The sequence below is a fragment of the Clostridium boliviensis genome (assembly GCF_033342255.1).
Classification (GTDB): Bacteria; Bacillota; Clostridia; order Lachnospirales; family Lachnospiraceae; genus Lacrimispora; species Lacrimispora boliviensis.
In genome coordinates this window covers 1-14,478 of sequence record NZ_JAWONS010000248.1, presented here as the reverse complement: position 1 = coordinate 14,478, position 14,478 = coordinate 1, and the positions used below count along the sequence as shown (strand labels likewise).

Annotated in this window: 13 protein-coding genes; all 13 read right to left on the bottom strand. The window is 37.1% G+C overall.

Features of this window, described 5'->3' with window-relative positions:
- Positions 1 to 1,505 (bottom strand): ribonuclease J (locus RZO55_RS16950; protein ID WP_318065442.1); only part of this gene is annotated, 1,505 nt, incomplete at its 3' end.
- A gap of 98 nt (positions 1,506 to 1,603) precedes the next feature.
- A complete protein-coding gene (locus RZO55_RS16945; protein WP_318065441.1) occupies positions 1,604 to 3,061 on the bottom strand; it encodes a SulP family inorganic anion transporter in 1,458 nt (485 codons plus the stop codon).
- 46 nt (positions 3,062 to 3,107) lie between these two features.
- Positions 3,108 to 4,274, bottom strand: coding sequence for a ribose-phosphate pyrophosphokinase (locus RZO55_RS16940; RefSeq protein ID WP_318065440.1), 1,167 nt, complete (start codon positions 4,272 to 4,274; stop codon positions 3,108 to 3,110).
- 12 nt (positions 4,275 to 4,286) lie between these two features.
- On the bottom strand, positions 4,287 to 6,596 hold the full coding sequence (gene helD, locus RZO55_RS16935; RefSeq protein ID WP_318065439.1) for an RNA polymerase recycling motor HelD: 2,310 nt from the start codon (positions 6,594 to 6,596) through the stop codon (positions 4,287 to 4,289).
- A gap of 458 nt (positions 6,597 to 7,054) precedes the next feature.
- Positions 7,055 to 7,492, bottom strand: a complete 438-nt coding sequence (locus tag RZO55_RS16930) for an arsenate reductase ArsC (protein ID WP_318065438.1) — start codon at positions 7,490 to 7,492, stop codon at positions 7,055 to 7,057.
- 139 nt (positions 7,493 to 7,631) lie between these two features.
- A complete protein-coding gene (locus tag RZO55_RS16925; protein WP_318065437.1) occupies positions 7,632 to 8,048 on the bottom strand; it encodes an arsenate reductase ArsC in 417 nt (138 codons plus the stop codon).
- 33 nt (positions 8,049 to 8,081) lie between these two features.
- Entirely contained in the window at positions 8,082 to 8,813 is a 732-nt protein-coding gene (locus RZO55_RS16920) for a metallophosphoesterase family protein (RefSeq protein ID WP_318065436.1), read from the bottom strand.
- Between the two features lie 37 nt (positions 8,814 to 8,850).
- Complete coding sequence (locus RZO55_RS16915; RefSeq protein ID WP_318065435.1) at positions 8,851 to 9,156, bottom strand: ArsR/SmtB family transcription factor; 306 nt, start codon at positions 9,154 to 9,156, stop codon at positions 8,851 to 8,853.
- A gap of 123 nt (positions 9,157 to 9,279) precedes the next feature.
- Positions 9,280 to 10,035, bottom strand: a complete 756-nt coding sequence (gene pstB, locus RZO55_RS16910) for a phosphate ABC transporter ATP-binding protein PstB (protein WP_318065434.1) — start codon at positions 10,033 to 10,035, stop codon at positions 9,280 to 9,282.
- A gap of 19 nt (positions 10,036 to 10,054) precedes the next feature.
- Complete coding sequence (gene pstA / locus RZO55_RS16905; protein WP_318065433.1) at positions 10,055 to 10,954, bottom strand: phosphate ABC transporter permease PstA; 900 nt, start codon at positions 10,952 to 10,954, stop codon at positions 10,055 to 10,057.
- Positions 10,944 to 11,870 (bottom strand): phosphate ABC transporter permease subunit PstC, encoded by a 927-nt coding sequence (gene pstC, locus RZO55_RS16900; RefSeq protein WP_318065432.1) that lies wholly within the window; start codon positions 11,868 to 11,870, stop codon positions 10,944 to 10,946. The genes pstA and pstC overlap by 11 nt, the downstream gene beginning before the upstream one ends.
- 63 nt (positions 11,871 to 11,933) lie before the next feature.
- Complete coding sequence (locus tag RZO55_RS16895; protein ID WP_318065431.1) at positions 11,934 to 12,884, bottom strand: PstS family phosphate ABC transporter substrate-binding protein; 951 nt, start codon at positions 12,882 to 12,884, stop codon at positions 11,934 to 11,936.
- A gap of 340 nt (positions 12,885 to 13,224) precedes the next feature.
- Positions 13,225 to 14,478 (bottom strand): ArsA-related P-loop ATPase (locus tag RZO55_RS16890; protein ID WP_318065430.1); only part of this gene is annotated, 1,254 nt, incomplete at its 5' end.

Below are 14,478 nucleotides of genomic sequence, written 5' to 3'. Positions count from 1 at the left end.
ATTAATTCATCGCATTCTCTGACATATACAAAGCCCCGGGAAACAACTTCAGGTCCTGAAATCACCTGATTACTTCCCTTTTGCATTCCTATAATAACGATCAATAAACCATTTGCGGATAAATTTTGTCTGTCCTTAATAACAATATTACCAACATCACCGACCCCAAGTCCATCAACTAACACTTCTCCTGCTGTTACCTGACCAACAATGCCGCCCTCTTTCTCTGAAAGCTCTAAAACATTTCCTGACTGCAGAATAAATATATTATTATCCGGTATTCCCATGGATTGTGCCAGTTTTTCCTGTGCCTTAAGATGCTTGAATTCTCCATGCACCGGTATGACGTATTGTGGTTTCAGCAGAGCATATATGAGTTTCAGTTCCTCCTGGCATGCATGCCCGGAAACATGGGTGTCCTGGTAGATGACTTCAGCGCCTTTTCTGGAAAGATCATTAATGATTCTTGCAACTGCCTTTTCATTTCCGGGAATCGGAGTAGAACTTAAAATAACCTTATCACCTGGCCGGATTATTATCTTTTTATGGGTTGAATCCGCCATTCGTGATAACCCTGCCATGTTTTCTCCCTGGCTTCCCGTTGTAATGATGACCAGCTTCTCATCCGGGTATTTTTTCATTTCTTCTACTTCAATAATTGTATTTTCAGGTATTTCAATATAGCCCAGTTCAGAAGCCACCTTAATCACATTGACCATGCTTCTTCCCTGAATCACGACTTTTTTACCAAATTTATAGGCTGTACTGATAATCTGATTTACTCTGTCTACATTTGACGCAAAAGTTGCGATAATCATCCTGCTGGAAATATTTTCTGTAAAAAGAATATCAAAGGTCTTGGCAACCTTCTGTTCCGATACGGTAAACCCTTCTCTCTGTGCGTTCGTACTGTCACACATAAGAGCAAGGACTCCCTTCTTTCCGATTTCGGCAAATCTCGGTAAATTAATGACATCACCAAATAACGGGGAATAATCTATTTTAAAATCACCTGTATGTAATATGACTCCTGCAGGTGAAGTAATTGCCAGTGCGGATGCATCAGCAATACTATGATTGGTTTTTATAAATTCCACCCGGAAAGCACCTGAATTAATTGACTGCCCATGCTTTACTACTTTTCTTTTCGCGTTTTTGAGTAAATTATGCTCCTTCAGCTTAAGCTCAATTAGTCCGTGCGTCAGCTTCGTTGCATAGACCGGAACATTTAAATCCTTTAATATATACGGAAGTGCACCGATATGATCCTCATGACCATGGGTGATAAAAAATCCTTTCACTTTATCCCGGTTTTTCAATAAATAAGTAAAATCAGGGATTACCAGATCAATTCCCAGCATATCATCCTCTGGAAACGATATTCCGCAATCCACCACAATAATACTGTCTTCATATTCAAAGGCAGTTATATTCATACCAATCTTTTCAAGTCCACCAAGGGGAATGATTTTTATTTTTTTCTCCTGCAGTTCCTTTTCCTTCATAGAACCAAACCCTTTCTGCGATTTTACGCAACAAATATACCTTCTCAAGTTAAATAACAGTTATCAGCTCTGAACCGAATCATCGCTCACTACGATGATCAGTCTACATACTCCGGCATAATGGAATATTGCAGGGATGTTTTTTGAAGCAGTTTCTCACAGGCCTCACTCAGCCCTTCTATTTTGATTTTAACATGCTTTTCACTATACTTCATAATTAATTTGTCAAACGCATCCCCTGCCGATTCATCCCAGAATTTAAGGTGAGTGACATCAAGACCTATGGTCTGATTGCTAATATCAAAATCAAACTTTTCTAAAAAATGAGTGGTTGATGCAAAGAACAGCTGACCATAGCAACGGTAAATAATACCTTCTTCTGTTTCGATCTTTTCAACCACGGTCTGGGATATCTTATATACAAAGAACAAAGCACTCATAATAATACCGACAACAACTCCATACGCCAGATTATCCGTCAATAATACAATCGCAACCGTTGTCACCATAACTGCAGTGTCGGTCTTAGGAACTTTTGTCATTCGCTTAATAGAATGCCAGTCAAAGGTTGCAATGGAAACAATAATCATGACTGCAACAAGTGCTGCTATCGGAATCTGAATAACCCAGCTGTTTAACGCAACAATAAAAATCATCAAAAATATGCCTGATAAAAAAGTGGACAATCTTCCTCTGCCACCTGATTTGTGATTAATAACGGATTGGCCTATCATAGCACAGCCTGCCATCCCTCCGAAAAAGCCTGTAACAATATTCGCCAGACCCTGTCCCATACATTCTCTGTTTTTATTGCTTTTTGTATCTGTCATTTCATCTAACAGCTGTGAGGTCAGCATGGATTCTACCAAACCAACAACCGCCAGTGAAAGGGAAACAGGAAAAATAATTTGAAAGGTATTCATATTAATCTCTATATCAGGTAATAGAAAAGCAGGCAATGTTCCTGCAATATCACCCATGTCGCCAATTCTTGTAACATTCATCTCGGCAGCAATGGTAATAATTGTCAATAATACAATTGCCACAAGGGGAGCTGGTATTGCCTTGTTCACTTTCGGGAAGTAAAAAATGATTGCCATTCCAGCTGCGACCAATAGATACATGGTTATATCAGCACCTATAAAATGAGACAATTGGGATTTGAAGATCAAAATTCCTAATGCATTTACAAATCCGGTCATTACAGGGCTTGGTATAAACCGAAGCAGATTACCTGCTTTTAATAATCCCATTATCATTTGAAGAATACCTGCTAAAATAGTGGCGGCTAACATATATTGTATTCCATGTTCCTTCACTAAACCGGCTAATACTAATGCCATGGCTCCTGTTGCCCCTGAAATCAGGCCAGGTCGCCCTCCGGCAATTGATGTTACAATTGCGATACAAAAGGAAGCATACAATCCAACCATGGGACTTAACCCGGCAAGCAGTGCGAAACCGATTGCTTCAGGAATCAGCGCAATTGCTACTACAATTCCTGCCATACTATCATTTTTAACATTTCCAAACCATTCTATTCTAACTTCTTTCATGAACTCTCCTAGTATTATATTTTTATGTCAATTTGTTAACGCTGAATTATAGACTCCTGTTTAAAAATCGATGAATTTTATCATCCGGTTTCATCAACTCGCTGATTGAAGTATTATGATTCAGAGTCTCAATAAGCAAGGCTATAAATTTACTCATATCCGTAGAGATATAGTAAGGTCTGGACAGGACCTCTGGAGACTGATATGTGAGATTGGTAGAGATAATCCTGTAAATCAAACCTTGTTCATAAGCTTCATCAAATTTTTTCAGTCCACCGGTAAATAGACCAAATGTTGCACAGACAATGATACGTCCGGCCTTTCGTTTCTTTAATTCTTTTGCCGTATCAAGGATACTGCCACCGGAAGCTATCATATCATCAATGACTATTACATCTTTTCCTTCCACATTAGTACCTAAAAACTCGTGGGCTGCTATTGGATTGGAACCATCTATAATGATTGAATAGTCTCTCCTTTTGTAAAACATTCCCATATCGACACCCAGAATATTGGCATAATAAACTGACCTGCTCATTGCTCCTTCATCCGGGCTGACAATCATCGTATGTTTCGAATCCAGTTTTAAATCGGGTATGTTTCTGACTAAAGCCTTTATAAACTGATAGGTTGGCCAAATGGTTTCAAAGCTTTTTAACGGAATCGCATTTTGAACACGGGGATCATGGGCATCAAAGGTAAGAATGTTTTCAACTCCCATATTCGTTAATTCCTGAAGTGCCAAAGCACAATCCAGAGATTCCCTGGAACTCCTCTTATGCTGCCTGCCTTCATACAAAAATGGCATAATTACAGTCAGTCTGCGGGCTTTTCCGCCAATTGCCGCTATGATCCTCTTTAAATCCTGAAAATGGTCATCCGGTGACATTCTGTTTTTTTCTCCGCACACATTATAACTAATGCTATAATTTGATACATCTGCAAGAATAAATATATCCTTTCCTCTTACACTTTGTTTTATAGTGCCTTTTGCTTCCCCCGTTCCAAATCTGGGACATTCTGCATCTAAAAGATAAGAACTTTTACTGTATTTTTCCAGCTGTAATAAGGAATGGTTGCCATTCTTATCCCCATTTCTCCAGTCTACGATAAAATTATTCACCTTATTTCCTATAGCTTCACTGCTTTTCAACGCTATAATACTCAACTCACCCACTGGTAAAAAATCTTTTTCTATATCTGTCTGCGACATTTTTCCTCCATATCATTGTAAAATACTATCATTATCCGTGTAGTTAATAAAGGATATCGAATCTTTCTTACCATAAACGTACAGTCTGTGAAGTGCTCTTGTCATGGAAACATATAAAAGTTTTAAATCAAGGGCTTCTTCCTTATAGGTATCCTCAATATTGATTATAAGTACTGCATCAAATTCCAATCCTTTTGAAAGATAAGAAGGAACAACAACAATATTGTGATCATATTCTTCCTCTTTTCCTTCCAATAATTTCGTTTTGATTTTCCCTCTTTTACGAAACTCTTTATAAATATTTCTACATTCTCTCGGAGTCTTACCAATGATCGCAATCGAACTATAACCTTCCGTCAATAATTCTTCTACCTTTTTTTCGGTCTTACTAATGATCTCATCTTTAGAGTTGAACTGTATAACAGAAGGCTTTTCACCATGCCTTACGACAGGCTTAGCCAGTATCACTTTTTCATCTGGAATCAGTTTGATTACTTCATTTGCCAAATCCATGATTTCAATGGTCGTTCTGTAACTCTGTTCAAGCTTTAAATATCGACTCTTATCAGAATCAAATATATTATTTAAAACATAGTCCCAGTTTTGGATGCTTCGGTATGAATGAATTCCTTGGGATAAATCACCTAAGATTGTAAACAGCTGTGTCTTAAAAATCTCCTTTAATGCATAAAATTGAAAATGACTAAAATCCTGCGCTTCATCAATCACAACATATTTAATGTCTATTTCTTTTTCAAAACCAAATATTCTATGCTTCATATAGACCAATGCAGACAAATCCTCTAATTCTACCTGCCTTTTGTCCAGCAAATTTACAGACTGCCGGCACATATACGTAAGAAATTTCTCATCCAGCTCAGTATCTGCGTATTTTTGTAATAATATTTCTGAGGAAATAAGGTCTCTGTAATATTCAAATAAATCACGTTTATCAAATTTAGCAATGTATTTTTTTACCAGGCTGGCGGAAGACTTCTTAATCACTGCTGCCGCTTCATCTCTTTGATGAATCAATTCTACAATTTTCAGGCGCCGTTCCTCGCCTTCCGCTTCTTCTCTTCGGATTTTGTCAATCTGTTCATCATAAAACTTTTCTATACCTTCTAAAATTTTTCCTTTATTCTTTTTCAAACTGTAGGTAATATGTTTCTTAACCTGCTCGATTCTCTTATATATCGGAAGGTGATTATATTCATTTAGAAAAATGTTTTTTATGGAGATTTTATCTAGAATGACATATTCCTCTAAACTGAAATCTTCATCAGGAACAAAATTTTGTTCTAGCTCATTCAAATATCTGTCTATAATATCCTTATACTCCATTGAGCCTTTAAAAGATGCTGTTTTAACAAGAAACTGCTGTTCATTATCTTTATTATCATTTTGATTTTCAATGATAGATATCAGCTTTTCATCCGAATCCACTAATTTATATTTATGACCAATCAGCTCAAAAATGTAATCTGTAAAAGTAGTTTGTATCACCTTATCTGCCCCAAGCTCCGGCAAAACCTCCGAGATGTAGTTTAAAAATAATCTGTTGGGAGCTATTATCATAAAATTTTCTGGGTGAAAAGATTTTTCGTAAGTATAGATTAAGTATGCGATACGATGCAGCGCAATTGTGGTCTTCCCGCTTCCCGCAACACCCTGTACTACCAGTGGATTTGAGATATCCGATCTGATTATGTCATTCTGCTCCGATTGTATTGTAGAAACAATATCTTTTAATCTATTATCTTTATTTTCTCCTAAAGAGGCCTGTAAAAACGTGTCCGTTGCAGTAATATCCACATCCATAATACCTTCCAACGTTGAATTTTCAATCGTATACTGCCTTTTCAGCGATAGATTTCCTTTCATCGTTTGTGATACAGCTTCGTAAGTTACTTCCCCAAGTCTTCCATCGTAATAAACACTTGCCAATGGGGATCTCCAGTCAAGAATCCACCATTTATTTGTTTCTTTATGATATAAGGACATTTTGCCTATATAAAATTTCTTATAGTTATCTTCATCCTCCTGCTTAAAATCGATTCGTGCAAAATACGGTTTTTCCTTAACAGCTAATAATTTATCGTAATTTTTTTCCAATTCTTCAATTAATGTTGAATATAGCATAATTGATGCATAACTCTGGCTGCTATCTAAATAATCCAAATCCACATAGGCCTGCTTTATTTCTTCCTTATGATTAACCCTGCTCGACTCAGCTGCTTTTATTGCACCTTTAATATAGGCAATTGTATCCTCCAGTCTTTTCTTTTCTTCCCTATAATCAGGATGCTCCTTTATAGACATACTCATCTCCTTTTCTATTGTAAATGTTCGCAAAAATAAATCGTTATTCTGCGGCTGCCAATAGCGACTTCGCAAAACACCGATATTAATTCTCCTCTTAAATATATTTCCCTTTTATAAGGACTCTTACTCACCTTATATACCTGGCTCTGCACCCTAAAAATACCACATAATTGCTTCCGTCACTGATGTTGGCATTTCTTTTCATAGGATACTGCTATTCATCAATAACATCATCCTCTAAAAGCTTTGCAATGAACAAAAACATAGCTGCCAACCTGCATTGTACTTTTTTTCTTCTACTACCGTTTATATTATTATAACATACTATAATTCATAATTGAATAGTAATTTTACTTATAATTTATTATTTTTTAATTCAATCTATTATAAACTATCGCAAAAAAAGACCAACTAAGATTATTTCATCCTAATTGATCCTATATAATTTACTACACTTATTTAACTGTATTTACAAATTCATCAATTCTTTTTGCTATATCATCCCGCAATTTTCTTGCCATTTCCAGTTTTTCTTCCTCTGTCCCTGTAAAATCGTCAGGATCCCTAAATTCCCTCCAGCTTAATCTTGTAACATTTCCCGGAAAGATTGGACAATCCTCTTCTTCTCCTCTGTTACAAACTGTAATTACATAATCATATTTTCTTCCCTGGTTATAAAAATCCAATAATTCATCAACACTCTTATTCGATATATCCAGGCCATATTCCTTCATCACTTCAATAGCCAGAGGATTAATGCTTTTCTTTCTGAAGCCTGCACTTTCTGCCACAAAAGACCCTCCATATTTATGATTCAGGATTGCATCAGCAATCTGACTGCGGAACGAATTGGAAACACAGACAAACAAAACTTTTATTTTTTCTCTTTCCATAGAATCCCCTTATATAACAGAATCTCATGTTATATTACCTTTCCTTGTTGTATTAAACATTTTGCAAACAGATATTTTAACTATACCAAAGAAACATTATCGTATCTATCATAAATAAGTAAAATAAATGTAAATACAATTACTTTTTCAGCCTGTTCTTTAAATCAATGATTTTGCTCTCGATTATCTGGATTGTTTTCTCAAAAAACATATCACTTTTACCGGTGGGGTCATCTAGCCCCCAGTCCTCTCTTGATTTACACGGAAGAGCCGGACAATTCACATTACAGCCCATCGTGATAACGACATCCGGATTTGGTATTTCACCAATCAGCTTATTTTTCTGGGTTTCCTCCATATCAATTCCATAAAGCTCTTTCATTAACCTGACCGCATCCGGATTGATATGATCCTTTAACTCTGTTCCCGCCGAATAACTTTCAAACACATCATTGGCAAGATGTTTTCCCAGTGCTTCTGCTATCTGACTCCGGCATGAATTGTGTACACATATGAAGGCAACTTTCGGCTTATTATCTGTTATCATTTCACTCATTTTTATTAACCTCGTTTTTATTGTTTGAATTTATTATTTTGTATCCCGGCCAGTCCGCAGCACCATGGCAAATGAGTCAAGAAGCTCTGACTCCTCAATCTCTGCAGCCATCTTCTCAATATCATAAGGTACTCTGACAAACTCAGCCTCAACTGTTTCTCCTATGGTAAGGATGCAGTAGCATGCCCTGTTATCCCCATCTTTTGGTCTTCCAACGCTGCCCGCATTAATAAAAAGTTTATCTTTTACCTTTTTTACATATGGGATATGGGTATGACCAAATACAATCATATCTTCTTCAAGCTCATCTGCAATTTCTTCCTGCTTCTCCGTATTATCTTCGTAAACATAATCTGTAATAGAAACAGGGCTTGCATGGGTAAGCAGTATACGCTTTCCTCCTGCCTTAATTGTGATCTGTTCCTCAAATTCTCTTAAGAATTCTTTGTTTTCATCACTGGTATGTTTCACCGTCCAGCTAAGTGCATTTTTCGTCTTATGCTTATCACTGTCTGATTCAATGCTGCAGCCACAGGTCGGCAGATAAAATCCCACTGCTTCATCGTAGTTTCCTAATATTGAAGTAATTCCCAGTTCTTTGATCTGGTTTATTACATCATCAGGTCTTGTACCATAGCCAACAGAGTCTCCCAGGCAATACACATCTTCAAGACTGATTTTTCTTCGTTCAATATCTTTTAGAACATTTTTAAATGCCTCCATGTTTCCATGTATATCTGAAATAAATACGATTTGTTTATCCAAATCTTCACCTCATTTCTAAGGACTCATTTTTACCACGCTAATAATTCATGCAGTTGAATTTCTCCTCGGAAGCATCTTTTACCAGCTCATTTGCCGTATTTAGTATCGATTTTATTTTTTCATCTTTTACACTGTAATAGATAAACTTTCCTTCCTGTCTTGCTTCCACAAGATCTCCTTCACGGAGACATTTTAAATGGTTCGAAATTTTGGGCTGACTGAATCCTGTATAATTAATAATCTCAGAAACAGTCTTTTCACTTTCCAAAAGACTTTCAAAAATACATAATCTGTTATAATCAGCAAATCCTTTAAAAAACTTACTAATTAATTTAAGTCTCATAATATCTTCGTTCGTTATATGCTGTTCCATCATAACCCTTCTTTCATAAAATCATATATCATAATACGTTAATATGATTTTACCACCTATCAATTGGATTTGCTATTCTTTTATTGGGTTTTTTTATCCAAACTTCCCACTGATATAATCGTCTGTACGTTTATCTTCAGGTTCTGAAAATAAAGAAGATGTTTCACCATATTCAACCAGATTTCCGTTTAAAAAAAATCCTGTTCTATCAGAAATTCTGACTGCCTGATGCATAGAATGTGTAACAATGACTACGGTATACTCTTTTTTTAGATTTTGCATAAGATCTTCTATTTTTAATGTGGCAATGGGATCTAAAGCAGAGGTCGGCTCATCCATTAATATGATTTCCGGTTGGACCGCAATGCAGCGGGCTATGCAAAGTCTCTGCTGCTGTCCGCCGGATAATTCAAGAGCAGACTTGCCCAGCTTATCTTTTACTTCTTCCCATAGAGCGGCTTTCTTTAAGCTTGTCTCTACTATCTCATCCAACACCTTTTTATTTTTTATACCATGTCTTTTTGGAGCATATATGATATTGTCATAAATGGATTTGGGAAACGGATTAGGTCTTTGAAACACCATACCGACTTCTTTTCTCAGATTAATAATGTCATACTCTGCATCAAGGATATTTTCTCCATCAATCCATATCTGCCCTTCCCATCTGCTTCCATCAATCAGATCATTCATTCTGTTTATGGTACGTAAAAAGGTGGATTTCCCGCAGCCTGACGGTCCTATCAAAGCAGTTATTTTTTGTTTTTCTATATCCATATTAATATCATTCAAAGCTTTTGCATTTCCATAGTAAAAGCTCAAGCCCTCTACTTTAATCTTGGATTCCATAATTCCCTCATTTCTTAAGTTAATCGATTCTCTTCTGATACTTATTCCGCAAAATTATTGCAATTGCATTGGCTGATAACAGCAATACCATCAGCACCATAATACCAGCTGCTGCAACATTCTTAAATACAGCCTGTGGTCTGGAAGTCCAGTTAAAAATCTGTATAGGAAGCACGGTAAAGGAATCCATTGGTCCATTTGGTAAAAAAGCAACATACCCCGCTGCTCCTACCATAATTAGAGGAGCAGCCTCACCCATTGCTCTGGAAATCGCCAAAATGGAACCGGTTAATATTCCAGGCAAGGCAAAAGGCAGGGTTACTCCTGCTATTGTTCTCCATTTGGTCATTCCCAATGCGTAAGAACCTTCCTTCAGGTTCATCGGTACGCTTTTTAGTGCTTCTCTGGAAGAAACAATAATGGTTGGCAGAATCAGGATGCTTAAAGTCAGAGCACCAGACAAAATACTTCTGCCAAAATTCATGAACCTTACGAAGACTGCCAATCCCAGCATTCCATATACGATAGACGGTACTCCTGCAAGATTGGAAATATTAAGTACAAGAAGTTTATAAAATCCACTTTTTCTATTTGCATATTCCTCCAGATAAACGGCGGTTCCAACACCTAACGGAAGCGCAATCAGAGCTGTAATTCCTATAGTCCAGATACTTCCTGTTAAAGCAGAATAGATTCCCGCTTTTTCCGGGCTTCTGGAGGGCATACTGGTAATAAAATCCCAGTCCAGCCACTTCATTCCTTCGCTGAATATCTGATAGAGAAGAAGGAAAAGGACAGTAACAGAAAACAAAATGGACGATAATAATACTATGTGAAATAAATCATTTTTTATTTTTCTTGTATTAATTTTCTTTTTATTAATTACACTCAAACCGGTAACTTGTTTATCACTGACCATTTAAATACCTCCTGTTCCTGTCTACAATCGCTTTTGCCACGATATTCATTAAGAAAGTGACCCCAAAAAGAAGTGCACCCACTGCAAAAACTGTATTATACTCAATGGTTCCATACTGAATATCCCCAAGGCTGATATTTACCATAAATCCGGTCAGAGTCTGAATACTTTTCAGTGGACTTAACGTCAATACAGGACTTTGTCCCGCAGCAATTGCAACAATCATTGTCTCTCCGATTGCTCTTGATATCGCAAGTACAAAGGCAGATGCAATACTTGAAAATGTTGCAGGTATGATAACTTTTGTGGCGGTCTCGAATTTGGTGGATCCCAATGCATATGCTCCCTTCCTTACGGAATCCGGCACTGCCATCATGGCGTCTTCACATAAGGAGGCAACCATGGGCAATGTCATGATTCCAACAGCGATACTTGCACTTAATGCATTAAAGATCTGTGTTTGTGGCAGTATTTTCTGAATAATTGGTGTAATAAAATTCAGGGCAAAGAATCCATAAACGATGGAGGGAATCCCTGCCAGTATTTCAAGTACCGGTTTTATGATTTTCCGTACCTTCTTTGGTGCATATTCGCTTAGGTAAATGGCGCTCCCAAGTCCCATTGGCAATGCAACAATGCTGGATCCTATGGCAATCATTATGGTTCCAATTAAAAGCGGCAATACTCCGAAATTTCTTGGTTTTAGTGTTGGTGCCCACCTGGTACCTGTAAAAAAATCAAGAATGGAAACCTCCTGAAAGAATCCTATGGTTTCTCCAAACAATGTAAATATAATTGCCACAGTTGTAAGAATTGATATTGCGGCAAAAAGTACAAGTACTTTCTCTATCATAAATTCAATGATATCAAATCTTCTTTTATTTTTATGTTTAACACCATTTACTATTTCTCTCATATTTACCTCATATAATCAATCGAAACGTACCTTTTCCTGTGTACGTTTCGATTGATTTGTCTTTTATTCAAGCTGACCTGATTCTGTTTTATATTCTTCTTCCGGGAGGGATACATAGCCTACTTCCGGTACTATGTCCTTTGCTTTTTCAAGATAAAACTTAACAAATTCTTTTACTTCTGCTCTTGTAAGAGCTTCTTTATTTACATAGATAAAGATTGGTCTTGAAAGTGGTGCATACTCACCGCTTTTAATTGTTTCAAATGATGGAGTAACAGCACCATTGCCGTTATCAATTGGTACCAGTTTCAGCTTGTCCTGATTTTCTTCGTAGTAGGCAAACCCAAAGAATCCTAACGCATTTTTATCACCCGCTATTCCCTGAACCAACACGTTATCATCTTCACTTCCTGTAAAATCAGAGCGGATTGCACCGCTTTCGCCATTAATTTCTTCTGTGAAGTAATCAAAGGTTCCCGAATCTGTACCAGGGGCATAAAGCTTTATTTCTTCTTCGGGCCATTCATCTCTTACGTCTTTCCATGTCTTTACTTCGCTGTCAGGATTCCATATTTTTTTCAGCTCTTCCACAGTTAAGGAATCAACCCATGTATTTTCAGGATTTACCAGGACCGATAATCCATCATAAGCCACTTTTAATTCTATATAATCAACGCCTGCATCTTTAGCCTTTTTTGCTTCCTCATCTTTTATTGGTCTGGAAGCATTGCTGATATCTGTTTCTTTTGTTACGAATTTTTTAAAGCCACCGCCTGTACCGGATATTCCTACTGGAATCTTAACGTCCGGCTCGGACTTATTAAACTCTTCTACAACTGCTTCTGTTATGGGGAATACAGTTGAAGAACCGTCTATCCTAATTTCTCCTGATAACTTTCCTGCTGTTCCGCTTTCTTGTTGTGCACTTTGCTGTTGCCCACAGCCGGTAAATACAAATGTTGATGTAAGTAATAAGGCTAATAAAATACTCTTTTTACTATTAATTTTTTTCACATTAACTCTCCTCTTTATGCTTCTGATTTATTATTGTTTCAATGAATGACTTGCTTCTTTTCAACGTACCTTTATAATGAAAGTATCCGAAAATAATCATTGATGCTATAAGCAATATAAATACAAACATAATCACCACCATCCATTTCCTATTTTGACACCCACTTGAGAATTTGCTTTCACTGTTGCTGTCTCTTTTACGTTATAATTATATATCATGATATCCTGATATGCAAATATTGTTTAAGTTAAATTCATGTAAAAATCATGTAAATTCACAAAAAAAATAGTAACAGTATCTGTTTTTCAGACTCCTGCTACTATTTCTTTCATTTTATATCTACAGTAAATATAGATTCTCGCCTTTTATTTCATCCGAGCGCCAGCTGATTACTGCAAAATTACCATTTGCGTGCTCATCCACCTTATTAATCCATTCAATTTCATTACTGGCTTTCGCTGACAGCAATTTATTAGTCGTACCGGTATGGTAAAGGGAAGAATTGATTACCCACCACTTTGCAGCAATATCCGCCCGTTTTAAATCTTCCTCCAGACGCATGGCTTCATAAACCGGAGTCGTTTCTGCAAGCGTTACAATAATAACCTCTGTTTCCCCTTTATTCCGTAATCTTGGCAGCAGCTTTTTTGCGGATTCAGGAACATCACCCTGGGAACGTTTGATTTCCTGATTGTAACTCTGAGTTGAGTCTAAAAGTAACAGCGTATGTCCTGTCGGTGCGGTATCAATGACAACGATCTGATCTTCTGCCTTCTCAACAATATCTGCAAGTGCCCTGAATACGGCAATTTCCTGGGTGCAGGGAGATCTTAAATCTTCTTCTACATATGCGATATCTTCCTCTGACATGGTTTCCCGTGCTTTTGAAAGTACCTCCTGCTGATACTTCTTTAATTCTTCTTTTTCATCGATATGACTCATAGTGATTCCATCTGTCTCATTCATAACAAATTGAAGATGAGCCGCCGGATCGGTTGTTGTTAAATGCACCTGTTTTCCTCTTGATGCCAAACCTAAAGCAATAGAAGCTGCGATTGTTGTTTTGCCTACTCCGCCTTTTCCCATAGTAAAAATGACTTTTTTGTTAGTATGATATAAATCATCAATCACATCTTTTAATCCCGGAATGATTTCTGCCTTTATTTTATCCGCTCGAATCGTATAACTATCCTTTTCCAGAAAAGCTCTTACATTCTCTATACCGGTTATATTATAAGCTCTAAGCGGTATGGAATAGCGTTTCATATTCTTGATTTCTTCCGGCATACCGGCAAGGGCTGCCTGTTGCTTTTTATATAAGCTTTCTGAAATAATATCATCATAGGATGTTAATATTCCATTTACAACCATCACCTGATTTTTCACTCCGATATCGGCCAGTTCGCCGGAGGCTCTTGCCGCTTCTTTTAAAGGAGTTACCTCCGGTCTTGAAACCAGAATCAGGGTTGTAAGATTTCCATCAGCTAATGTTTCCACAGCTCTTTTATAGATTTCTCTTTTGCTTTCCAGCCCGGATAACTGCCCCAGGCAGGAAGCACCATGTGTATTTTCGCTGATAAAATTGCTCCATGC

Excerpts from the sequence above, each read along its gene's own strand:
- RZO55_RS16945 (WP_318065441.1), bottom strand. The coding sequence starts at position 3,061 with ATGAAAGAAGTTAGAATAGAATGGTTTGGAAATGTTAAAAATGATAGT.
- RZO55_RS16940 (WP_318065440.1), bottom strand. The coding sequence starts at position 4,274 with ATGTCGCAGACAGATATAGAAAAAGATTTTTTACCAGTGGGTGAGTTG.
- helD (WP_318065439.1), bottom strand. The coding sequence starts at position 6,596 with ATGTCTATAAAGGAGCATCCTGATTATAGGGAAGAAAAGAAAAGACTG.
- RZO55_RS16930 (WP_318065438.1), bottom strand. The coding sequence starts at position 7,492 with ATGGAAAGAGAAAAAATAAAAGTTTTGTTTGTCTGTGTTTCCAATTCG.
- RZO55_RS16925 (WP_318065437.1), bottom strand. The coding sequence starts at position 8,048 with ATGAGTGAAATGATAACAGATAATAAGCCGAAAGTTGCCTTCATATGT.
- RZO55_RS16915 (WP_318065435.1), bottom strand. The coding sequence starts at position 9,156 with ATGAGACTTAAATTAATTAGTAAGTTTTTTAAAGGATTTGCTGATTAT.
- pstB (WP_318065434.1), bottom strand. The coding sequence starts at position 10,035 with ATGGAATCCAAGATTAAAGTAGAGGGCTTGAGCTTTTACTATGGAAAT.
- pstA (WP_318065433.1), bottom strand. The coding sequence starts at position 10,954 with ATGGTCAGTGATAAACAAGTTACCGGTTTGAGTGTAATTAATAAAAAG.
- pstC (WP_318065432.1), bottom strand. The coding sequence starts at position 11,870 with ATGAGAGAAATAGTAAATGGTGTTAAACATAAAAATAAAAGAAGATTT.